Source organism: Mycobacterium sp. KBS0706 (assembly GCF_005938675.2).
Classification (GTDB): Bacteria; Pseudomonadota; Alphaproteobacteria; order DSM-16000; family Inquilinaceae; genus Inquilinus.
Genome location: NZ_VCCH02000042.1, coordinates 21,112 through 42,848, shown reverse-complemented (window position 1 = coordinate 42,848; position 21,737 = coordinate 21,112). Strand labels below are relative to the sequence as shown.

At 70.9% G+C, this 21,737-nt stretch carries 22 protein-coding genes; 9 read left to right on the top strand and 13 right to left on the bottom strand.

From position 1 onward, the window contains the following. Positions 1 to 8 precede the first annotated feature (8 nt). Positions 9 to 1,028, bottom strand: a complete 1,020-nt coding sequence (locus tag FFK22_RS22290; protein WP_186002586.1) for a DUF2125 domain-containing protein — start codon at positions 1,026 to 1,028, stop codon at positions 9 to 11. Between the two features lie 123 nt (positions 1,029 to 1,151). Here FFK22_RS22290 and FFK22_RS22285 point away from each other — a divergent pair, with 123 nt between their 5' ends. Further along, positions 1,152 to 1,736, top strand: a complete 585-nt coding sequence (locus tag FFK22_RS22285; RefSeq protein WP_186002585.1) for a gamma-glutamylcyclotransferase — start codon at positions 1,152 to 1,154, stop codon at positions 1,734 to 1,736. On the opposite strand, the gene FFK22_RS22280 is transcribed toward FFK22_RS22285, so the two are convergent. From FFK22_RS22280 to FFK22_RS22270, 3 genes are all read right to left on the bottom strand, one after another. Then, complete coding sequence (locus FFK22_RS22280; RefSeq protein ID WP_221938772.1) at positions 1,733 to 3,988, bottom strand: adenosylcobalamin-dependent ribonucleoside-diphosphate reductase; 2,256 nt, start codon at positions 3,986 to 3,988, stop codon at positions 1,733 to 1,735. The two genes, FFK22_RS22285 and FFK22_RS22280, sit on opposite strands and share 4 nt — an antisense overlap. 124 nt (positions 3,989 to 4,112) lie before the next feature. Then, entirely contained in the window at positions 4,113 to 5,378 is a 1,266-nt protein-coding gene (locus FFK22_RS22275; RefSeq protein WP_138889170.1) for a hypothetical protein, read from the bottom strand. A 125-nt stretch (positions 5,379 to 5,503) separates the two neighbouring features. Continuing rightward, complete coding sequence (locus FFK22_RS22270; protein ID WP_138889171.1) at positions 5,504 to 6,685, bottom strand: serine hydrolase; 1,182 nt, start codon at positions 6,683 to 6,685, stop codon at positions 5,504 to 5,506. Between the two features lie 80 nt (positions 6,686 to 6,765). On the opposite strand from FFK22_RS22270, the gene FFK22_RS22265 reads away from it, so the two are divergent. Next, positions 6,766 to 7,374, top strand: coding sequence for a TetR/AcrR family transcriptional regulator (locus FFK22_RS22265; protein WP_138889172.1), 609 nt, complete (start codon positions 6,766 to 6,768; stop codon positions 7,372 to 7,374). Here FFK22_RS22265 and FFK22_RS22260 read toward each other — a convergent pair. The 4 genes from FFK22_RS22260 to FFK22_RS22245 all read right to left on the bottom strand — a co-directional run bounded on the left by FFK22_RS22260 (position 7,371) and on the right by FFK22_RS22245 (position 10,802). Beyond that, positions 7,371 to 7,799 carry a DoxX family protein gene (locus FFK22_RS22260; RefSeq protein ID WP_138889173.1) on the bottom strand — a complete coding sequence of 143 codons (429 nt, stop codon included), beginning with the start codon at positions 7,797 to 7,799 and terminating at the stop codon, positions 7,371 to 7,373. The genes FFK22_RS22265 and FFK22_RS22260 overlap by 4 nt on opposite strands. Positions 7,800 to 7,864: 65 nt before the next feature. Then, positions 7,865 to 9,409 carry a hypothetical protein gene (locus FFK22_RS22255; protein ID WP_138889174.1) on the bottom strand — a complete coding sequence of 515 codons (1,545 nt, stop codon included), beginning with the start codon at positions 9,407 to 9,409 and terminating at the stop codon, positions 7,865 to 7,867. Between the two features lie 7 nt (positions 9,410 to 9,416). After that, positions 9,417 to 10,172 (bottom strand): 1-acyl-sn-glycerol-3-phosphate acyltransferase, encoded by a 756-nt coding sequence (locus FFK22_RS22250; protein WP_138889175.1) that lies wholly within the window; start codon positions 10,170 to 10,172, stop codon positions 9,417 to 9,419. A gap of 6 nt (positions 10,173 to 10,178) precedes the next feature. Next, positions 10,179 to 10,802, bottom strand: a complete 624-nt coding sequence (locus tag FFK22_RS22245; RefSeq protein WP_138889176.1) for a YdcF family protein — start codon at positions 10,800 to 10,802, stop codon at positions 10,179 to 10,181. Positions 10,803 to 10,997: 195 nt separating this feature from the next. On the opposite strand from FFK22_RS22245, the gene FFK22_RS43925 reads away from it, so the two are divergent. Then, a complete protein-coding gene (locus tag FFK22_RS43925; protein WP_221938776.1) occupies positions 10,998 to 11,708 on the top strand; it encodes a DUF3426 domain-containing protein in 711 nt (236 codons plus the stop codon). A gap of 187 nt (positions 11,709 to 11,895) precedes the next feature. On the opposite strand, the gene FFK22_RS22235 is transcribed toward FFK22_RS43925, so the two are convergent. Genes FFK22_RS22235 through argH form a run of 5 tightly spaced genes read right to left on the bottom strand, consistent with a single transcriptional unit; the run spans position 11,896 to position 18,214 of the window. Continuing rightward, entirely contained in the window at positions 11,896 to 12,864 is a 969-nt protein-coding gene (locus FFK22_RS22235) for a threonine/serine dehydratase (protein WP_221938771.1), read from the bottom strand. Between the two features lie 32 nt (positions 12,865 to 12,896). Next, positions 12,897 to 15,383 carry a TIGR02302 family protein gene (locus FFK22_RS22230; RefSeq protein WP_186002584.1) on the bottom strand — a complete coding sequence of 829 codons (2,487 nt, stop codon included), beginning with the start codon at positions 15,381 to 15,383 and terminating at the stop codon, positions 12,897 to 12,899. Positions 15,384 to 15,405: 22 nt separating this feature from the next. Next, positions 15,406 to 16,668 (bottom strand): diaminopimelate decarboxylase, encoded by a 1,263-nt coding sequence (gene lysA / locus FFK22_RS22225; RefSeq protein WP_138889178.1) that lies wholly within the window; start codon positions 16,666 to 16,668, stop codon positions 15,406 to 15,408. Continuing rightward, a complete protein-coding gene (locus tag FFK22_RS44500) occupies positions 16,665 to 16,793 on the bottom strand; it encodes a hypothetical protein (RefSeq protein WP_306770152.1) in 129 nt (42 codons plus the stop codon). The genes lysA and FFK22_RS44500 overlap by 4 nt, the downstream gene beginning before the upstream one ends. Then, positions 16,790 to 18,214, bottom strand: coding sequence for an argininosuccinate lyase (argH, locus tag FFK22_RS22220; RefSeq protein WP_138889179.1), 1,425 nt, complete (start codon positions 18,212 to 18,214; stop codon positions 16,790 to 16,792). Before argH ends, FFK22_RS44500 begins: the two co-directional genes overlap by 4 nt. A 14-nt stretch (positions 18,215 to 18,228) precedes the next feature. Here argH and FFK22_RS22215 point away from each other — a divergent pair, with 14 nt between their 5' ends. The 6 genes from FFK22_RS22215 (at position 18,229) to sdhD (ending at position 21,733) form a co-directional block, all read left to right on the top strand. Continuing rightward, complete coding sequence (locus FFK22_RS22215; RefSeq protein ID WP_138889180.1) at positions 18,229 to 18,816, top strand: TlpA disulfide reductase family protein; 588 nt, start codon at positions 18,229 to 18,231, stop codon at positions 18,814 to 18,816. A 431-nt stretch (positions 18,817 to 19,247) separates the two neighbouring features. Continuing rightward, positions 19,248 to 19,478, top strand: a complete 231-nt coding sequence (locus FFK22_RS22210) for an AbrB/MazE/SpoVT family DNA-binding domain-containing protein (RefSeq protein ID WP_138889181.1) — start codon at positions 19,248 to 19,250, stop codon at positions 19,476 to 19,478. Continuing rightward, positions 19,450 to 19,881 (top strand): PIN domain-containing protein, encoded by a 432-nt coding sequence (locus FFK22_RS22205; RefSeq protein WP_221938770.1) that lies wholly within the window; start codon positions 19,450 to 19,452, stop codon positions 19,879 to 19,881. Before FFK22_RS22210 ends, FFK22_RS22205 begins: the two co-directional genes overlap by 29 nt. Next, on the top strand, positions 19,878 to 20,765 hold the full coding sequence (locus FFK22_RS22200; RefSeq protein WP_138889182.1) for a CoA ester lyase: 888 nt from the start codon (positions 19,878 to 19,880) through the stop codon (positions 20,763 to 20,765). Before FFK22_RS22205 ends, FFK22_RS22200 begins: the two co-directional genes overlap by 4 nt. 165 nt (positions 20,766 to 20,930) lie before the next feature. Further along, positions 20,931 to 21,338 (top strand): succinate dehydrogenase, cytochrome b556 subunit, encoded by a 408-nt coding sequence (gene sdhC, locus FFK22_RS22195; protein ID WP_138889183.1) that lies wholly within the window; start codon positions 20,931 to 20,933, stop codon positions 21,336 to 21,338. Further along, entirely contained in the window at positions 21,338 to 21,733 is a 396-nt protein-coding gene (gene sdhD / locus FFK22_RS22190; RefSeq protein WP_138889184.1) for a succinate dehydrogenase, hydrophobic membrane anchor protein, read from the top strand. The genes sdhC and sdhD overlap by 1 nt, the downstream gene beginning before the upstream one ends. Positions 21,734 to 21,737 lie beyond the last annotated feature (4 nt).

The window sequence follows — 21,737 nt, the reverse complement described above, 5'->3', positions numbered from 1 at the left end:
CCCGCCGTCTAGTCCTTCCAGCGGATCTCCGGCAGCTTCGCCACCTGCAGCGGGCCGAAGGAGACGCGGCCCTTCTCGATCGCGATCGGAGCGGTGACGGTGCGGGTGCCGTCCGCCGCCGGCTGGCCGGCCATCAGGTCGAGCCCGACCTTGGCGAAGCCGGCGTCACGGTCCTTCACCACGCCGGCCTTCTGCAGGTCCTCGATCACCGGGCCGTAGCCGCGGATCTTCGCCGTCAGCGTGCCCTGCGGCTGCAGCTTGTCGTCGAGGTCGAGGGTGCCGTCGGCGTCGATCACCAGCGGCCCCCAGCGCAGCGCCAGCTGGTCGACCCTAAGCTTGCCGCCGGCGGCGCGCCAGGCGGTCAGCTCCGGCGCGGTCGCGGCCTTCGGCAGCGGGCCCAGCACGGTCAACCGCGCCGCCACCATGTCGACCCGCCGGCCCATGGCCCCGAGGCCGAGATCCGGCGTCTCCAGCCCCTCGATGTCGAGCGAGGCGGCGGCGCCGGCCCCGGCTTCCTCCGGCGCGCGGTCGACCGAGCCGTTGATCCGGGCGATCGGCAGCGGCGCCTGCAGCAGCCCGCCGGCGAGCTCGACCTGGGACAGGGTCAGCAGCACCCGGTTCGGCTTGCCGTCGCTGCCGATGCGGGCGCTGCCGCTGCCCGATCCTTTGACCTCGACGGTGAGGGCCGGGCTGCCCGGCAGGGTGATGCGCTGCGGCGGCGCGATGGTGAAGCCGACTTCGGGCAGGGTCCAGGGCTTGGCGGTGGCGACCACCCCGGCGGCGTTCCAGGTCAACCCGTCGATCCGGCGCAGGCTAGGCGCCTGCGATTCGACGGTGAAGGCCAGCGGGAAGCCCTCGACGCTGACCGTGCCGGGATCGACCGTGACCCCGGGCGGCGGGTTGGCGGCGAAGGCCTGCACCTGGGCTTCGACCTTCCCCGCGGCCCAGTACCAGCCGCCGGTCCAGCCGGCGGCGAGCAGGACGACGAGGGTGGTGGGAACGGCGACGATACGGCGGCGGCGACGCATGGCGGTCCCGGATGGTGGCGAGGAGGGCACGTGGCCGCGACCGGGCCGCGGAGTCAAGCCGAACCGGCGAAACGCGACACGACGCCCCTCCCCTTCGCAGCTGCGAAAGGGTACATCTGTGATATGGCCGATGGTCATCACGATTGGAAGACGCCGAACCTGCCGCTGATGCCGGGCGAGCCGCTCTGGGTGTTCGGCTACGGTTCGCTGATGTGGAATCCGGGCTTCCCGCATCTCGAGCGGCAGCCGGCGGTGCTGCACGGCTATCACCGCCGTTTCTGCGTGCTGTCGCACCGCTACCGCGGCACGCCGGAGCGGCCGGGGCTGGTGCTGGGCCTCGACCGCGGCGGCTCCTGCCGCGGCATGGCGTTCAAGGTGGCGCCGGAGCATGTGCAGGCTGTGGTCGCCTATCTCTGGGAGCGCGAGATGGTGACCGGCGTCTACCGCCCCAGTCTCAAAGAGATCCGCTTGCCCTTCGGCCCGGTCACGGCCTGCTGCTTTCTGGCCGATCGCCGCCACCACCAATACCGCGGCACGCTCGGGCCGGAGGAGACGCTGGCGATGATCCGCACCGGCATCGGCAGCAGCGGACCGAACCGCGACTATCTGCTGAACACGGTCGAGCATCTGCGCGAGCTCGGCATCCGCGACGGCGCCTTGTTCGCGCTGGCGAAGAAGGTGGCCGAGGCGGCAGAGCCAGCGGCTTAGCCGCAGCGCGAATAGCCGCAGTTCAGGCAGGTGTCGCAGCCTTCCTGCCGGATCAGGGTCGGGTGGCCGCATTTCGGGCAGGACCGGCCCGGCGGCCGCACCGGATGGCCCACAGGCTCGGCCGTGACCTCGACCGCCACCTCCGGCACGATGCCCTCCGGCTTCGCCAGGAAGCCGGTCGCCACCATGTGCCGCTCGATGGTCTCGCCGATCGCGGCCAAGAGCGACGGCACGTAGCGGCCGCCCATCCACTGGCCGCCGCGCGGGTCGAACACGGCCTTCAGCTCCTCGACCACGAAGGCGACGTCGCCGCCGCGGCGGAACACGGCGCTGATCATCCGGGTCAGCGCCACGGTCCAGGCGTAGTGCTCCATGTTCTTCGAGTTGATGAAGATCTCGAAGGGCCGGCGCTGGCCGTCGATCACCGTGTCGTTGAGGGTGACGTAGATGGCGTGGTCGCTGTCCGGCCAGCGCAGCTTGTAGGTCTCGCCCGGCAGCACCTCCGGCCGCGCCGCGGGCACGCTGAGGCCGGGGGCGTCGGCCGCCCGCTTCTCCGCCGGTTTCGCCTCCAGCACCGCGCCGGTGATCGGGTTCGGCCGGTAGGTGGTGCAGCCCTTGCAGCCCAGCGCATAGGCCTGGGCGTAGACGTCCTTGAAGGCGTCGAAGGACAGGTCCTCGGGGCAGTTGATGGTCTTGCTGATCGAGCTGTCGATGTGCTTCTGCGCCGCCGCCTGGATCGCCAGATGGTCGGACGGCTGCAGGGTCTGGGCGTCGACGAAATAGTCCGGCAGCGGCGCCTCGGCACCGTGGATCTCGCGGAACAGGCGATAGGCGTGGTTCTCCACCGTCTCCGCCCGGCGGCTGCCGTCGGGCAGCAGCACGTTGCGGGTGTGGGTCCAGGCGAAGACCGGCTCGATCCCGGAGGCGACGTTGCCGGCGAAGAGCGAGATGGTGCCGGTCGGCGCGATCGAGGTGAGGAGCGCGTTGCGGATGCCGTGCCGGGCGATCAGGTCGCAGACCTCCTGCGGCAGCTCGGCGACGCCCGGCGCGGCCAGGAACGCGTCGCGGTCGAACAGCGGGAAGGGCCCCTTCTCCGCCGCGATCCCGGCCGAGGCGCGATACGAGTGCCGCTTGATCGCCTCCAGCCACTCCTCGGTCAGCGCCGCCGATTCGGGCGAGCCGTAGCGCACCCCGAGCATCAGGAAGGCATCGGCTAGGCCGGTGACGCCGAGGCCGATGCGCCGCTTGGCCCAGGCCTCGGCCTGCTGCTCCTGCAGCGGGAAGCGCGAGACATCGACGACATTGTCCATCAGCCGGATCGCGACCGGCACGATCTCCGCCAGCGCCGCATGGTCGAAGCGGGCGTCGGGCGTGAACGGATCGACCACCAGCTTCGCCAGGTTGACCGAGCCGAGCAGGCAGGCACCGTAGGGCGGCAGCGGCTGTTCGCCACACGGGTTAGTGCTTTGAATCTGCTCACAATATTGGAGATTATTGCGGGCATTGATGCGGTCGATGAAGATCACGCCAGGCTCGGCCGAATCATAGGTCGAGCGCATGATCCGGTCCCACAGCTCGCGCGCCGGCAGGGTGCGGAAGACGCGGCCGCCGAACACCAGGTCCCAGGGCGCGTCGTCGGCCACCGCCTGCATGAACGGGTCGGTGACCAGGACCGAGAGGTTGAACATGCGCAGCCGGCCGGGGGTGCGCTTGGCCTCGATGAAGTCGACCACGTCCGGGTGGTCGCAGCGCAAGGTCGCCATCATCGCGCCGCGGCGGGAGCCGGCGGACATGATGGTGCGGCACATCGCGTCCCACACATCCATGAACGACAGCGGGCCCGAGGCATCGGCGCCGACGCCGGCGACCGGCGCGCCCTTCGGCCGGATGGTGGAGAAGTCATAGCCGATGCCGCCGCCCTGCTGCAGCGTCAGCGCCGCCTCGCGCAGATGGGCGAAGATGCCGGACATGCTGTCCGGCACCGTGCCCATGACGAAACAGTTGAACAGGGTGACGTCGCGCCCGGTGCCGGCGCCGGCCAGGATGCGGCCGGCCGGCAGGTAGCGATGGTCGCGCAGGATGCCGAGGAAGCGTTCGGTCCACAGCCCGGGGTCCGATTCGGCGGCGGCCACGGCGGTCGCGACCCGGCGCCAGCTGTCCTCGACCGTCGAATCAACCGGGGTGCCGTCCGGCTGCTTCAGCCGGTACTTCATGTCCCAGATCTGGGTCGCGATATCGCCCGGCTCGGCCACGACGGACCTCCCGCAGAACGGCATACCCCCAAAGGATGGGGGTGCGGTCAAGTCCGGTCAACCAAACACAGTGGCTGCCCCAGGACCCGGGCATGCCGGCCCGGCATGGATCGGAAGCGGAGACTCAGTCGCGAATCATGCCGTAGCCGCGCATCCGATCGAGCACGGCGTCGCCTGCCGTCGTCCCCTTGATCCGATCCGCGACGGCATTGAGGTTCGCCAGGGCACTGCCCTCCCAGGATTCGCCGTCGCCCTTCCAATCGTTGAAGTCGATCTTGTCGGGCAGGCCGCCCGTGCTCTGCATCTCGTCCAGCGTCTTGCCGACGACCTGCGCGGCGAGCGGCCCCTCCATGTCCCGTGTCAGCCATTCGAGGCGCCGGAACATCTCCAGCCCGTTCTCCTGAAGGGAGTTTCTCTCGTCCTGGAGCGGCATGGTGACGAACTGGGTGACGTCCGAGAAGGGGACGCGCTCGTCGGCCAGGGTGTCCGCCAGCTCCAGCTGTGTCGCCGCGGATGCGTGCCTGGCGCCGATCGCCAGGCTGTAGAATTGCGGGTTGGCGATGCCGAGCGCCTCCCGCTCGGGATCGCCGCCCATGATGCCGGCCCGGTTGCGGATGGCCTCGACCGCTGCGTGCGTGCCCGCGCCGCGATGCATGGTGGGCAGCAGCTCCTTGCCGAAATCCTGCGCCGCGACCTGCTCGATCGCCCCCATCACCGGTCCGGCATCGACCCAGTCCCGCTCGTAGAGCCGATTGAGCACAGTCCACTTCATCTCCGAGGCGTATTCGCTGTCAGCGCCGCGCGTCGTCTCGTCGAGGAAGGTCCGGATGTCGGCCGCCATCGCCCCCTGGCTGTCCTGCGCCTGGTCCGGGTGGTACTCCAGTTCGTTGCCGCGGTCGTAGAGCTTCGACGCGAAGGCTTCCTCGCCCTCGCGCCGCTGCGCTTCGGCGGGAGTGGTGGCCAGCCCGGACAGGGTGGCGGCGGATGCGATGCCGTCCCGCACCCAGCCGTATCTCTGGCGGATATCGTAATAGGTGGCCGCCTCCTCGCCGGGGATGTGCCCCTCCGGCGTTTCGAAGGCCTCGAGCAGGCGCAGCACGGTCGCCTGCCGCTGCTCGGGAGGCTGCCGGTCGAGGAAGGGCTTCACCTGGTCGAGGACCATGGCGCCCTGCATCTCGTCCGCCTCGGGCTGGTAATCCGTCACGATGTCGCGCTGAAGCCGCGCGATCAGCTGCTGCTCCGTCTGCGGCTCGTCGGTCGGCCGGGAGGCCGGCGAGGACGAAGCCGCCCGTTGCAGCGCCGCCTGGAAGGAGGTCCCCTGCGAGACCTGCCGGTCCTGGACCCGGCTGCCGAAGACGGGCCGGCCCGCGCGTTCGATGCTGAACGTCATCTCTTCCCCCCTTAAAGCCGAGGGGCCGTTCATACACGTTTAGAATTGGGACGGAAATCTTCATATTTCCGTAAAGAATCCCAGCCCAATTCTAAAGAGAAGCGGAGCCGGAGGGCTGAATCCTGTCAGTCCAGCCCGGCATAGATCGCGGCGCGCAGGTCGGTGACGAATTCGCCTTTCATGCCTTCGAGCGCGGTGTTGGTGAGGCCGACGACGCTCAGCCGCCGGGCCGGGTCGACGAACCAGGAATGGCCATAGACGCCGCCCCAGCGCCAGGTACCAGCCGTCATCGGCACCCCGGCCGCCGCCGGGTCGGTCACCAGCGCGAAGCCGTAGCCGAAGGTGGTGCCCGGCGACTGCGGCATCGCCAGCCTGGCGATCTGGCTGGTGGCCATGGCCTGCACCGTCTCGGCGTTGAGGATCGGCGCGCCGCCGCGGCGCAGGGCTTCGAGGAACACCAGGAAGTCGCCGGCCGTGCCCGCCATGCCGGCGCCGCCGGACGGGTAGGAGGCCGGGTCGAAGATGCGGCCCGGGGAATAGCGCAGCCCGGGGAATTCCCGCGATTCGGGAATGGTGTAGGTCTCGCCCATCCGCACCGGCTCCAGCGCCGCATCGGCATAGGCGGCAGCGAGGCGCGACCGGTCCGGCGGGGCAAAGCCGGTGTCCTCGAGCCCGAGCGGTTCGGTGACCCGACGGCGCACGATCTCCCCGAGGCTTTCGCCCGCGGCCACCTCAAGCGCGGCGCCGAGCACGTCGAGCGCCAGCGAATAGGCCCAGGCCGAACCCGGGGCGAAGGCCAGCGGCGCCGAGGCGATGCGGCGCAGATTGTCGGCGAAGCTCCGGCCCGGCACGTCGAGCCCGTCGGAGACGCCGGCGCGGTGATAGGGGCCGTCCGCCGGCTCGGTGAAGCCGTAGATCAGGCCGGCGGTGTGGGTCAGCAGGTGGTGGATGGTGATCACCGGCTCGGTGCCGTCGGCCAGCTTCGGCCGGAAGTCGGGCAGGTATTTCGTCACCGGGTCGGCCAGGGCGATCCGCCCCTCCTCCACCAGCCGCAGCGCGGCGGCGGTGACGATCGGCTTGGTCAGCGAGGCATAGAGGAACACCGTATCCTCGCGCACCGGCCGCCCGGCCTCGCGGTCGGCCAGGCCGGCGGCGCGACTGTAGACCAGCCGGCCGTCCCGCGCCGCCAGCACCACCGTGCCGACGATCCGCTTCTCCGCCAGCGCCCGGTCGATCACGGCATCGATTCGCGGCGACAGGGCAGGATCGGCGGCCGGCGCGTCGAACAGGGAAGCGGCGATCGTCATCGGAGGACTCCATTTTCAGATGGATCACTACGAAATATGATCGCAGGAACTTCGTCAACCAGATTTTCAGATCGATCGCTATGAAAACAGATCCGCCGCGTCCGCGCGGCCGTCCCAGGGGCTTCGACCGCGACACGGCGCTGGACCGGGCGCTGCCGGTGTTCTGGCGCCAGGGCTATGAGGGTGCGTCGATCGCCGACCTGACCGCGGCGATGGGAATCACCACGCCCAGCCTGTACGGCGCCTTCGGGTCGAAGGAGCGGCTGTATCGCGAGGTGCTGGATCGCTACCGCGCCGACCCGCAGCGCGCCGCCCCCTGGGCGATGGCGGCGCCGACCGCGCGCGAAGCGGTGTGGTTGATCCTGGAGGGGTCGGCCCGCGACTTCAGCGATCCCGCCCATCCGCCCGGCTGCATGGTCTCGACCGCGATCCTGACCTGCGCCCCGGAAAACCGGCCGGCGGCGGCGGTGGTGACGGAGAGGCGTGGCAACTCGGTGGCGAGACTGCGCACCCGCTTTACCCGGGCCCTCGGCGAGGGCGAGCTGCCGCCCGGGACCGACCCGGACGAGCTGGCGCGGTTCTACGGGGCCATCATCCAGGGCCTGTCGGTGCAGGCGCTCGATGGCGCTGGATACGACGCGCTGATGAAGATCGTGCGCCGGGCGATGGCGGCCTGGCCGGCGGCCTAGGCTCCGCCGGCCGTCGAGCGGCGCAGCGCCAGGATCCGCCCCGGCCCGTGCGCCGCGGCGAAGAGCAGCCCGGCCAGGAAGGTGAAGTGGTCGACGAAGAAGCCGAACTCGGCCTGGTTCCCGGCCCAGTGCGACGGGCCGTGGAAGGCGAAGGCCAGGAACACGACATAGACCGCCGCCACCAGGCATGTCTCGGTGAAGTAGGCCCCGGTCAGGAACCCGATCACCAGCAGGCATTCGAGGATGGCGGCCAGCCAGGCCAGCAGCATCGGCATCGGGAACCCGGCCGCGGCGATGTAGCCCGCTGTGTCGCCCATGCCCATGATCTTGAAGCTGACCGCCAGCACGAACACAGCGGCGAAGATCAGCCGGCCGACCAGAATGGCGGCCGAGCGCCAGGGTGACACGCCTGCATCAGCACCCATCGCTCCCTCCCCTTAACGATTATGGCAACCAGCCTAGCCGAGGCCGGGCGAAGGGTCCAATCCCGCTAATCCGGCAGCGTCACCGGCGTCGCCGCAGCCAGGGGGCGGCGCAGCCGGTCGGGGTCGTCGTAGCGCCACAGCGGGATGCCGGCGCAGTGCTCCACCCGGTCCGGCATGCCGTAGCGGGCCATCACCGCGCGGGCGTGCAGCCCGTCCATCAGGATGAAGCCGAAGGGCGGCGCGCCGGTGCCGCCGGCCCAGTCGCGCCGGGCCCAGTCCTCATTGATGATCCAGTGATAGGGCGCGCCGTTGCGCGCTATCTGCGCGATCTGGACCCGCCGGCCGGAATGCAGCACCAGCGGCTTGGCCCACCAGTAGCCGGCCAGGCCGGCGGTCGAGCCCTGGAAGCAGGCCAGCGTCGGCGGCGGCTCGATCCGCGCCGCCAGCTGGTCCGGCCGGGCCCAGAGCGCGGCGGCGACCGCGAGCAGCACCGCCACTGTCGCCCCAACCGGCCAGGCCGGCACCCGCAGCCGGTCGGCGGCGAGATGGGCGAGCCAGAGCGCGGTCAGGAACAGCCAGGGCTGGAAGTAGCGCAGGAATGAGTCGTCGCGGAAGATGCCGAACAGCACCACCGCCAGCAGCGTCGCCAACGAGGACGCGGCCGCGAAGACCGCGATCCGGTCCGCCGGCTCGATCTCGCGGTTCCCGGCCGCCAGGCCACGCAGCACCGCGACGGTGCGGGCGACCGGCAGCAGGGCGAAGACGATGAGGCCGAAATTGACCGCCAGCTCGGCAGGATTCGCGCGCCAGAGCACGCTACCGAGCCGGAACAGGCCGTAGCCGATGCCGAGGTCGAGCTGGTCGCGATAAATCCCGCCCAGTGGATTGATCCAGCCCTGCAGCAGGAAGGCGGCGAGCGCCGCGGCGCCGACCGCCGCCACGGCCGCCGAAGCCGCCCGCCGGGTCCGCGGTGCCAGGGTGCAAAGCAGCGCCAGGGCCGGGGCGGCAGCATAGGGCAGGACGAAGCTGTCCGACAGCACCCCGGCCAGGATCAGGAGAGCCAGGCCGATCAGCGGCCATGGGCCTGGCCGGTCGAGCTGGCGCAGAACCAGCAGCAGCACCGCGGCCGCGATCAGGATCGCGCCGAAATGGAAGGTGACGACAAAGGGGTAGATCAGCCAGTTCAGCGCATAGGCGCCGGCGAGCCCCCAGCCGAAGGCGAAGAGCAGCGCCAGCACGGCGGCGAAGGCGGCGACGGCCATGGCGGCGGAGCGGCCGCCCGCGGCGCGGTGCACGGCGCCGCCGAGCAGCAGCAGCAGGCCGAGTTGCAGCGCCGCGGCAAGCGGCAGGGCCTGGCGGAAATCGCCGGTCGCGAGATCGGCCAGGCCATAGATCGCCATGTCCGGGAAGACATAGGGCCCGGGCGTCAGGTGCCAGCCGCGCAGCGCGTCGAGACCGCGATGCAGGTCGTCGAACAGTGCCGGCAGGTAGAGGACGTCGGCATTGCCGGCCAGCGCGGCGGCGCCGGGCAGGCGCAGCACCAGCGCCGTGGCCAGCAGCGACAGGCCGCCGACCGCGGCGATGAGCAGAAGGAGACGAAGTCGGCGCAACCGGCTCTCAGACCGTCGCCGTGACCTTGGTCGGCCGCGGCGTCGGCGGCCCGCCCGCGGCGACCGACAGGCGCTCGGACGCCGTCTCCAGTTCGTCCTCCAGCCGCCGCATCATCTCCTCGCGCGGCAGGCCGGGCGGGATCGGCGGCAGGAACTCGACCGTGATCGTGCCCGGGCGCTTGCGGAAGGCACGGCGGCCCCAGAACACACCGGAGTTCAGCGCCATCGGCACCACCGGCACGCCCAGCCCCTCATAGAGGGCGCCGACGCCGATACGGTAGGGCCGCCAGGTGCCGGGCGCGGTGCGGGTGCCCTGCGGGAAGATCGCGATCGGCCGGCCTTCCGCCACCCGGACCTTGGCGTGCTCGATCATGGCGCGGACCGCGCGGCTGCCGGCGCCGCGGTCGACCGGGATCATCCCGGTCTTCAGCAGGTACTTGCCCCAGACCGGCACCTTCAGCAGCTCCGACTTCAGCACGATTGCCGGGTCGGGCAGCAGCAGATGCAGCTTCAGCGTCTCCCAGGCCGACTGGTGCTTGGCGGCGACGATGCAGGCGCCGTCGGGCAGGTTCTCGCGCCCGACCACGCGATAGTCGATGCCGAGGACCGTCTTCTCCAGCCAGTGGGTCACGCGCAGCCAGACGAAGATCCAGGCCATGGTCACGCGATGCGGCAGGAACAGCGCCGGCAGCAGGGCGAAGCAGCACAGCGTGGTCCAGCCGAAGAACAGCAAGTTGAAGAGGGCTGAGCGCAGGATGGTCATGACGCCCTATATCCTGCCCAGGGTGACACGCGCCAGCGCAACCAGGAATTTGTTGTATTCGGAGACGATCAGCCGCGCCGTGCCGGGCCAGGCCCACCAGCGGTCGAGATGCACCGTTTCGGGGTCGACCGGCTGCCGCTTGATCTCGATCCCCGGCATCGCCGCCCGGAACTCCAGCATGCTGCGCGGCATGTGGTAGTTCGAGGTGACGAGGCGCAGGCTGCGGAAGCCATGTGCCCGCATCCAGGCCGCCGCCTCCTGCGCGTTGCCGATGGTGTCGGCCGCGGAATAGCCGAGATCGACGCAGCAGCGCAGCGAATCATCGGTCGGCGACAGGGCGAACAGCTCCTCCAGCCTGACGTCGCGATGCACGCCGCTGACCAGCAGGCGTTCGGCCACGCCGCGCGCCAGCAGGTCGAGCCCGGCGCGCAGACGCTCGCTGCCGCCGGTCAGCACGACGATGGCGTCGGTGTGGTCGGGGTCGGCCTCGCCGCCGCGCCCGGCCTGGGCCACGAACCAGGCCAGCCCCAGCCCCCAGGCCGCCGCCAGGACGACCAGCAGCAGCAGCACCCGGCGCAGGCGGCGGCGCCAGGGCCGGGGCTTGGGAGGAGGATCAACGTTGCTCGACATACACGGGTCTGCTGTTGCGCCGCGGCCGCGGTCACGGCGCCCGGACAGGAAAGGGGCGGATCGTGGCAAGATTATGCGGCCGCGTCACCGCCCCGGAGCGACATCCCTCGGCCTGGTTTCGCAACGCCTTCGCGCCGTTCACAAAATCGCCTCGGATGATATAGGCAGCGGCAAGGCGGCATGCGATAAGGCGCCATGATCGTCACCTGCCCCAGTTGTTCGACCCGTTACCTCGTCGATCCGGCGGCGATCGGCCAGAACGGCCGGCGCGTCAAATGCGCCCGCTGCGGCCATCTTTGGCGCGAATCGGCGGTCGAGCCGCTGCCGGCGGCATCGCCGCCAGAGCCGCAGCCGGTGCTGATCGGCCCGGCGGCATGGGCCGCGACGCCGCCGTCGGCTGCGGGGCACATCACCAACCTGCCGGTGGTGATCACGCCGCGCCGGCGCGACGGGCCGGCGGTGGGCCTGGCGCTGGCGGTGCTGCTGGTCGGCGGCCTGGCCGGGGTGGGCTATTTCGCGCGCGATTCGATCGTCCGCTTCTGGCCGCCGGCGATCCGCCTCTACGACACCATCGGCGTGCCGGTGGCGCAGCCGGTCGAGACCGGCGCGCTGGGCCGCGGGCTGGTGCTGCAGAACCTGGAGGTGCGGCGCGTCGCCGGCAGCGGCGTCGAACAGGTGGTGGTCACCGGCCGGGTCGAGAACCGGGCGCTGGTGACCCGCCCGGTGCCGCCGATCGAGGTGCGCCTGCTGGACGCCAGCCGCACCGTGGTGGCGCGGACGCCGCTGGTGGTGACCACCGAATCGCTGGCGCCGGACCAGTCGGTGCAGGTGGCAGTGACAGTCGAGACCCTTCCCGACACTGCCACCCGGCTGGAGATCGGGACGCAGACGGGCGCGGCGCCATAGCGTCCCATATCGGCGAACTGATGCATTGATCGTCATCCCGTGCGCTCTGCGGTGCGAAGTACCGCAGTGCAGACACGGGATCTCGTCGCTGCCCGTAAAGAGGTCCCGGGTCTGCAGCGCACCACTTCATGCTTCGCCGCGCCCGGGATGACGGGATGCTGGGCAGTCCGGTGAATGACCCGCCCGATCAGCTGATGCCGAACCGCGCCCGCCAGCGTTCGATGTCGGCCAGCGAGACGTTGCCGCCGCACAGGATCAGCGCCACCCGGGCGTCGCGCGGCAGCCGGTCCTTCAGCCGCAGCGCCGCGGCCCATGTGCAGCCGGCGGCGGGTTCGGTCACCACCTTGGCCTGCTCGGCCAGGACCTGCACGCCGCGCACCGCCTCGGCGTCCGGCACCACCAGCACCTCCTCGACCGCGTCGCGGACGATGGCCAGGGTGCGCTCGGAGACCGAGGGGGCGCCCAGCGTGGTGGAGATCGAGGTGATGGCCGGCAGGCGCACCGGCTTGCCGGCGGCCAGGGCCTGGCTCATGGCGTCGGCGCCCTCGGTTTCGACGCCCCAGATCCGGATCTCCGGCCGCAACGCCTTCACCGCGGTGATCACGCCCGAGATCATGCCGCCGCCGCCGATCGAGGCGATGATATCGGTGGTGTCGGGCGCGTCCTCCAGCAGCTCCAGCCCCATCGTGCCCTGGCCGGAGATCACCCGCGGGTCGTCGAACGGATGGATCAGGGTGCGGCCCGCCGCGGCCTGGCGCTCGGCCTCGGCGAAGGCGGCGGCGATGTCGGCGACCAGCACCACCTCCGCCCCCTCGGCGCGGGTGCCGGCGACGTAGTTCTCCGGCGTCACGGTCGGCATGATCAGTGTGGCGTCCAGCCCCAGCACCCGGGCGGCATAGGCGATGCCGAGCGCGTGGTTGCCGCCGGAGACCGCGACCACCCCGGCGGCCCGCTCGGCCTCGCCCAGGGTGAGCATGGCGTTGAAGGCGCCGCGCGCCTTGAACGAGCCGCCATGCTGCAGCAGCTCCAGCTTCGCCACCACCGGCAGGCCGAGCAGGCTGCTCAGCAGCTCGCGCGGCAGGGTCGGGGTGCGCAGCACATGGGGGGCGATGCGGGCGCGCGCGTCGCGGATCGTCTCGAGCGTGATCGCCGTCACGGGAATCCTCGTCCTGGCGGAAATGGCCGCGCTCAGAACTGGCGCAGCAGCCTTTCGATATAATCCCGTTCCGGCGGCGGGCGCGAGCGGTCGTTCAGCCGCTGGCGCAGCTCGTCGAGGATGGCGCGGGCGCGTTCGGTGTCGAACTTGGTCGGCAGGCCGACATCGCCGTCGGTGGTGCCGCCGCTGTTCGTCATCGGCCGGCCCAGCGGATCCTGGTTCTCGAACATCTGGCCGTTCTGGGCGCGCCCGACCATCCCCGGCTGGGCGCCCATGCCCTCCATCATCTGCTGCGCCATGCCCTGCAGCCCCTGCTGCAGCTGGTCCAGCGCCTCGGTCTGCGACGGCACGGCGCCGCCGGGATCGCCCTGGGCCAGGGACTCGCCCGACTGCTTCATCGCCCGCTCGGCCCGGCCCAGCGGCATCGGGATGTCGCCGCCCATCTCGCCGAGCTCGCGCATCAGCTCGCCCAGCGCCCGGCGCAGCGCCTCCTGGGTCTGGGCGTTCTGCTCCGGCGTGCCGTCTTGCGGCTGCGAGGGGTCGCCCTCCTCGCCGCTCTCCTGCGACTGCTGCTGGCGGAAGGTCTGGTCCAGCAGCTGGCGTTGTGCATTGGTCAGCTTCTGCAGGTCCTTCAGCAGGTTCATGGCCTTCTGCTGGGCCTCGGCTTGCTGCTGGCTCATCTGCCCCATGCGCAGGTTTTCCATCATGTTCTGCATCTGGGACAAGAGCTCCCGCGCCTGGTCCTTGGCGCCGGATTCGGACAGCTGCTGCATCCGGTCGATCATGTCCTGGAACTGCTTCCGGTCCATGATCTGTGCGTCCGGCGGCAGCATCATCTCCTTCAGCTCGCCGCGCCGCATCTTGTCCTGCATCTGCTCGGCCATCGCCTGCAGGTAGCGGTCCATCGCCCGGCGCAACTCGTCGGTCAGCTGCTTGATCTCCTGGTCGTCGGCGCCGCGCTCCAGCGCATCGGCCAGGCGCTGCTGCGCCTCGCGCAGCGACCGCTCGGCCAGCGACATGTCGCCGTCCTCGATCCTGAGCGCGGTGTCCCACAGCAGGTCGCGCAGCGGCGCGACATGCGGCTTCGGATCCTCGGCGAAGAACAGCCGCCGGGCAGCGGTGCGCAGCGCCAGGAACACCACCCGGTCGTCGTAGTAGCGGTCCGGGCGCTGCGACAGCATATCCAGCGTCTCGGCCACGGTCTCCGACTGGTCCGGCTGCAGGGTCAGGATCCGGCGCTGCTCGATGATGGCGCGGGCCACCGGGTGGTGGAACTCGCGCTCCGGCAGCGTCACCCGCTCCGGCGCCGACTTTGTGCTCTGCCCCGCCGCGTCGGTGGCGGTCAGCACGATGTCGGCCGCCTGCCCGGCCCAGGGATGCGGCGTCAGGTCCTGGTAGGAGGTGGTCTTGACCTCGCGCGGCCAGCGGCCCGGCACCGACAGCGGGATGGTCATCGGCGTTTGGTCCAGCACCGCCGGCGCGCCCGGGGCCAGGGTGACGGTCGCGGTCAGGGTGGCGATGCCGTAGTCGTCGCCGGCGGTGGCGTCGAGCCGCAGCGCCTGGCGCTCGGTCGGCTTCGGCTTGTCGGTGAAGGCGACGGTCGGCGGCGCGTCGGGCAGCACCTTGACCGGCCATTCGCCCAGCACCGTGCCGTCCTGGCTGACCGACAGCCGGTCGCCGCCGGTGACCTTGGCCTGCAACTCGTAGTTGCCGCCCTCGATCGAGGTGAAGGCGGTGTCGCTGCCGGCGAGGCTGAGGGTCGGGGCCTCGTCGCCGCCGGCGACCCGGCCGACCAGAGCGCTGCCGACCGGGATCTCGACCGGCCCAGGCGCCGGCTGGCCGGGCGCGGCCACCTGGCCGGCGGTGAGGTAGATCGGCGGCTTGCCGGTGTAGGAGGGCGGTGTGACGAACAGGTCGAGCCGCGGCGCGGTGGCGGCGGTGGCGCCGAACAGCCCGGGCGTGAAGGCCCGGCCGAGCCGCCCGCGCCAGTCGTCGCCGGCGGCCACGATGGCCAGGATCAGCCCGATCACCACCAGGCCGCGCAGGGCGTAGCGGTCGGCCTCGGCATTGCGCGGCCGCGGCAGGCGGGGCTTGAGCAGGCGCAGCTGGGCCGCGCGCTGGGCCAGGTGGCGCTGCCACAGCACGCGGCTGAGCGGATCGGAAGTGCCGGTGGCCTGGGTGTCGTGCAGCCCGGTCAGCGGCCGGTGCTCGATGCCGCTGTCGCGCTCCAGCCGACGCCGCGCCGCCAGCCCGTCGGGCAGGCGCAGCCGCCACAGCGGCCGGCTGGCGACGACCAGCGCCGCGGCGAAGGCGACCAGGATCAGGGCGTGGATCCAACCCGGCAGGTCGGGCAGCAGGTCGAAGCCGGCGAGGACGAGGAAGGCGCCGAGCACGGTGGCGACGGGCCAGGCGGCGCGCCACGCCGCCTCCCAGGCCGCAGCCAGCCACGCCAGCGCGATCTTGGCGCGCGGCTCGGCCGGCTCCGTCGACCTAGGGGCCTCCGTCGGGCTGCGGGCCACCTCTCCTCCTACGCCTCCGTCGTCAGGCCAGCCAGGGCGGCAGGCTCTCCCCGGCGACCATCTCTTCAAATGTGGGCCGTTTTCTGACGATGGCAAACCGATCTTTGTCGACCAGCACCTCCGGCACCAGCGGCCGGGTGTTGTAGGTCGAGGCCATGACGGCCCCGTAAGCCCCGGCGCCGGTGAAGGCGACCAGGTCACCCGCGGCCAGGGGCGGCAGGGGCCGGGCCTTGGCGAAGGTGTCGCTGCTTTCGCAGACCGGGCCGACCACGTCGAACTCAGCCTCGGCCACGCCTTCCGCCGGTTGGCGCAGCGGCACGATGCCGTGCCAGGCCTCGTACATCGCCGGGCGGATCAGGTCGTTCATCGCCGCGTCGAGGATGACGAAGGTCCGCGTCCGCCCGGGCTTGATGAAGATTACCCGCGACAATAGGACGCCGGCATCGCCGCAGATCGACCGGCCCGGCTCGCACATCAGATGGCAGCCGAGGTCGCCCACCGTCTCGCGCACGATGCGGGCATAGTCGGCCAAGGCCGGCGCCGGGTCGCCCTTGTAGGAGATGCCGATGCCGCCGCCGAGATCGAGCCGCTCGACCACATGGCCGGCGGCGCGCAGGTCGCGCACCAGCTCGGCCAGGCGGCGATAGGCATCGCGATAGGGCGACAGGTCGAGCAGCTGGCTGCCGATATGGGCGGCGATGCCGACCGGGCGGACGCCCGGCAGGGCCTGCGCCCGCCGATAGGCCTCGGCCGCGTCCTCGAGCTCGATGCCGAACTTGTCGCCCTTGCGGCCGGTCGAGATCTTGGTGTGGGTCTTGGCGTCGACATCGGGATTCACCCGGAAGGCGACGACCGCGTCGCGCCGCAGCCGCACCGCGACCTGGGACAAGAGCTCCAGCTCCTGCAGCGATTCGACGTTGATCTGGTGGATGCCGGCCAGCAGCGCCGCCTCCAGATCCTCCGCGGTCTTGCCGACGCCGGAGAAGACGATGCGGTCGGGCGGGCAGCCGGCGGCCAGCGCCCGCTTCATCTCGCCGGTCGAGACCACGTCTATGCCGGCGCCCTGCTGCACCAGGGTGCGAAGCACGGCGAGGTTGGAATTGGCTTTGGCGGCGAAGCAGACCGCGATCGGCAGCCCGGCCAGCGCGTCGACATAGGCGCGGTAATTCGCGACCAGCGCCGCGGTCGAATAGACATAGGCCGGCGTGCCGACCTCAGCGGCCACGGCGGCGAGATCGACGTCCTCGGCGAAGAGGGCGCCGTTGCGATAGGCGAAGGCGGTCATGAGCTCGGGTAGCCTCGTGGATAGGCGGAAGTCTTGCTGTCGGGGGCGCTGACCGAGGCCGCCTTCTTGCCGCAGGCGACGAGGCCGAAGGCCAGGGTCACGGCGAGGATAACGCGGAGAATCACAGGAAACGCTCCTTTGCGGCTTGGACGGCCTCGCGCACCCGGTCGGGCGCAGTGCCGCCAGAGCTCTTGCGGCTGGCGACCGAGGCCTCGGCGGTCAGCACGGCGTAGACGGCGTCGGTGATGCCGGCATGGACCGCCTGCATCTCGGCCAGGGGCAGGTCGGACAGGCGGCAGCCCTTGTCCTCGGCCAGCTTCACCAGATGGCCGGTGATGTGGTGCGCCTCGCGGAACGGCACGCCGAGCTGCCGCACCAGCCAGTCGGCCAGGTCGGTCGCGGTCGGGAAGCCGGCCTCGGTGGCCCGGCGCATCGCCTCGGCATTGACGGTCCAGCTCTCGACCATGCCGGTCATCGCGGCCAGGCACAGCATCAGCGTGTCGTCGGCGTCGAACACCGGCTCCTTATCCTCCTGCATGTCCTTCTGATAGGTCAGGGGCAGGCCCTTCATCACGGTCAGCAGCGCGCCGAGGCTGCCGAACACCCGGCCGGTCTTGCCGCGCACCAGCTCCGCCGCGTCCGGGTTGCGCTTCTGCGGCATGATCGACGACCCGGTCGAGAAGCCGTCGGACAGGCGCACGAAGCGGAACTGCGGCGTCGACCAGAACACGATCTCCTCCGCCAGCCGCGACAGGTGCATGGCGCAGATGCCGGCGGCGGCGAGGTAGTCGAGCGCGAAGTCGCGGTCGGAGACACTGTCGAGCGAATTGGCGGTCGGCCGGTCGAAGCCCAGCGCCTTGGCGGTCGCGTGCCGGTCGATCGGATAGGGCGTGCCGGCCAGGGCGGCGGCGCCGAGCGGGCATTCATTGGCCCGGGCGCGGGCATCGGCGACGCGGCTGCGGTCGCGGCCCAGCATCTCGACATAGGCCAGGAGGTGATGGCCGAAGGTGACCGGCTGCGCCACCTGCAGATGGGTGAAGCCGGGCAGGATGGTGTCGACGTGCAACTCGGCCTGGCCGATCAGCGCCGCCTGCAGCGCCTGCAGCCCCTGCTCCAGCCGGTCGAAGGCGTCGCGCACCCAGAGGCGGAAATCGGTCGCCACCTGGTCGTTGCGGCTGCGCGCCGTGTGCAGCCGCCCGGCGGCCGGGCCGATGATCTCGGCCAGACGCGCCTCCACATTCATGTGGATGTCCTCGAGCGAGGTCTTGAACTCGAACCTGCCGTCGGCGATCTCCTGCCCGACCTGCTGCAGGCCGCGGTCGATCGCGGCGGCATCCTCGGCGGACACGATGCCCTCCGCGGCGAGCATTGCGACATGAGCGCGCGACCCGGCGATGTCCTGCGCCCAGAGCTTGCGGTCGAAGCCGATCGAGGCGTTGATCCGCTCCATGATCGCGGCCGGGCCGGCGGCGAAGCGGCCTCCCCACATCGTGTTGGCGCCTTGGTCTGGCGTGGCGCCGGTGGCAGGCTGGGTCGGATCGGACATGGGGTGCGGACCGGATGAGGAAGAGAGCAACGATCGCCGCGGGCGTGGCCGGCCTGGCGCTGCTGCTGGCGGCGGGCGCGGCCTGGTGGACGCAGCGAGCCCCGGAGGGCCGGCCGCCCTTGGGCGGCACCGTCGCCAGCTTCGTCCTGGCCGACCGGCCTGAGCCGGCACCGGAGATTACCTTCTCCGACGCCGCGGGCAACACCCTTCGTCTCGTCGACTTCAAGGGCAAGGTGGTGCTGGTCAATCTGTGGGCGACCTGGTGCGCCCCCTGCGTCAAGGAGATGCCGGCGCTGGACCGGCTGCAGGCGAAGCTGGGGGGCGCCGACTTCACCGTGCTGGCGCTGTCGATCGACCGCGAGGGGCTGGCCAAGGTGCAGCCCTTCTTCGCCGCCAACAAGATCGGCGCGCTGGCGCCCTATCTCGACCCGGGCGGCCGGTCGCCGGCGACGTTCGGCGCCCGGGGCTTGCCGACGACGCTGCTGATCGACCGCGACGGCACTGTGGTCGGCCGCCAGGAAGGCGCCGCCGAATGGGACGACGACAGCTCGGTTGCGCTGCTGCGCTATTATCTGGATCGCGGCAAGGCCGGATCCGCGTGAGGCGGATCAGACCGGCACGGCGCCCGAATAGAGGCCCAGCAGGACCATCACGCCGTAACCCCCCACAGCACCGTCCGCAGCACCATAGCCCCCTCCCTCGCGCCGCCGGTGGCGGCATCCGATGCAGGGGAGACTACACGCTGAGTGTATCGGGGGAATGTCGGCGGGACGGCCGAACTGTATCGTCCGTATCGCGTCGGCTCAGATGGGCGTCGAGCCCATGTAGAAGCCGATCAGAACGAGTACGCCGTACACCCAGATGATCGTGCGAAGCATCATGACCTTGCCCTCGGGCTCGAGGCCCAAGATCTGTCTACGCCGCCTTCCGTGAATCGAATGTGACGGCGGTCACGGGTGCGATTCACGCTGTCGGGATGGCCGACGAAGGCCCTATATGATATACGAAGACAACGTATATCAATGGTGATGCCATGCGCGTGGCGAAATGGGGCAACAGCCTCGCGGTGCGGCTGCCTTCGGCCGTCGTCGAGGCGCTGGAGCTGAAGGAAGGCGACGAGATCGAGATCCGCATCGCCGCCGACCGCGCCTTCCTGGTCGAGCGCGACCGCAGCCGGCAGCAGGCGCTGGACCGATTGCGCCGGCTGCGACGGCCGCTGCCGCCCGGCTTCCGCTTTGATCGCGACGAAGCGAATGAGCGCTGAAGCGTTCTTCGACACCAACATCCTGCTCTACGCGATCGCCAGCGACGACCGGCGGGCCGCGACCGCCGAAGCGCTGCTGGCGGCCGGCGGCATGATCAACGTGCAGGTGCTGAACGAGTTCACGTCGGTCGCCTGGCGCAAGCTGGGCTTGTCCTGGGACGAGATCACCGAGGCGTTGTCCGCCATTCGCGCCCTCTGCGCGCCGGCGGAACCGGTCACGGTCGAGACCCATGAGGCCGCGCTGCGGATTGCGGAGCGGCAGGGCGCGAATATCTACGACGCGCTGATCATCGCCGCAGCGCTCCAGGCGAAGTGCCGGATTCTCTATTCCGAGGACATGCAGGACGGCCAGACGATCGACGGCCTGACGATCCGGAACCCGTTTCGGAGTGAGGTGCCATGACCATCCGCCCCCGCCGCTCGCTGCTCTACGTCCCCGGCTCGAACCCCCGCGCGCTGGACAAGGCGCGCACGCTGGACGCGGACGGGCTGATCCTGGACCTGGAGGACGCGGTCGCGCCGGACGCCAAGGTGGCGGCGCGCGAGCGCGTCGTGGCCGCGGTCAGCGCCGGCGGCTGGGGGCCGCGCGAGGTGCTGGTCCGCGCCAACGCCGCCGACACGCCCTGGGGCGCCGACGACCTGGCCGCCTTGGCCGGCAGTGGCGCCGACGGCGTCGTCCTGTCCAAGGTCGAACGGCCGGAGGCTGTGCAGGCGGCCGAAGCCGCCCTGACGGAGTCCGGCGCGCCAAAAGCCCTGGCGCTGTGGTGCATGATCGAAACGCCGCTCGGCGTGCTGAACGCCGCCGCCATCGCCGGGTCCTCGTCGCGCCAAGCTGGGGGCCGCTTGGCCGGGCTGATTCTCGGCACCTCGGACCTGGCCAAGGATTTGCGCGCGGCGCATGAGCCCGGGCGGCAGCCGCTGCTGACCGCGCTGGGCCTGTGCCTGCTGGCCGGCCGCGCCTACGGCCTGGCGGTGATCGACGGCGTCCATCTCGATCTCGACGACGAGGCCGGCTTCGCCGAATCGTGCCGCCAGGGCGCGGCGCTGGGCTTCGACGGCAAGTCGCTGATCCATCCGAAGACTCTCGCCGCCGCCAACGCCGCCTTCGCACCGAGCACCGAGGCGGTGGAGACCGCGCTGCGCGTGATCGCCGCCCATGCCGCGGCGCTGACGGCCGGCCAGGGCGTCACCGTGGTCGACGGCCGGCTGGTCGAGGCGCTGCATGTCAGCGATGCGGAGCGGGTGGTGGCGATGCACCGTGCCATCGCCGAACGCAGCGGCGCGTAGAGGTTCCGGCCCAATCCCGGCCAGTTGCGAATGGCTCGCATCTGCTTGAAACTATTGGCCTGTTCGTTGACTTGCTGCAGTGCGGCGCGTAAGTCACTCCCCGACCCGTTCAGGCTCGATCGCGACCCGCGCCTGATGTCCATTTGCGCATCGGAGTAAATCCGCATGTCCGCCTCCGAGGCAGTTCCTCAGAAACGGCCGAGGCCACTTTCGCCCCATCTGCAGATCTACCGTCCGCAGATCTCGAGCGCGCTTTCGATCTTCCATCGCGGCACCGGCATCGCCCTGTCCATCGGCACCCTGCTGCTGGCCTGGTGGGTGATCGCAGCGGCCGCCGGCCCCGAGGCCTTCGAGGCGGCGCAATGGTTCCTCGGCTCCTGGCTCGGCCTCCTGATGCTGTTCGGCTGGACGGCGTCGCTGTTCTACCATCTCTGCGCCGGCATCCGGCACCTGGCCTGGGACGCCGGCTGGGGCTACGACCTGCCGACCATGCACAAGAGCGGCTATGCCGTGCTGATCGCCACCGCGGTGCTGACCGTGCTGGCCTGGATCATCGGCCTGGTGGTGTGGTGATGACGACCAAGCCCGTTTCCCTGCGCAACCCGCTGGCCCATGCCCGCGGCCTCGGCTCCGCCAAGGCCGGCTTCGCCCATTGGCGCGGCCTGCGCGTCACGGCGCTGGCGCTGATCCCGCTGACCATCTGGTTCGTGATCGCGGTGATCGCGCATCTCGGGTCGCCGCTGCCGGAGGTCCGGGCCTGGCTGGCCCATCCGGTCAACGCCGCCCTGTTCATCCTGTTCATCGCCATCGGCCTGCATCACGCCGCCAATGGCCTGACCGAGGTCTATGAGGACTACGTCCACGGCCACTACACTAAGCTGGTCGCCGACCTGGCGACCAAGGGCCTGGCCCTGTTCCTGGGGGCGGCGATGACCGTCTCCATCCTCAAGATCGCCATCCTGGGATAACCCC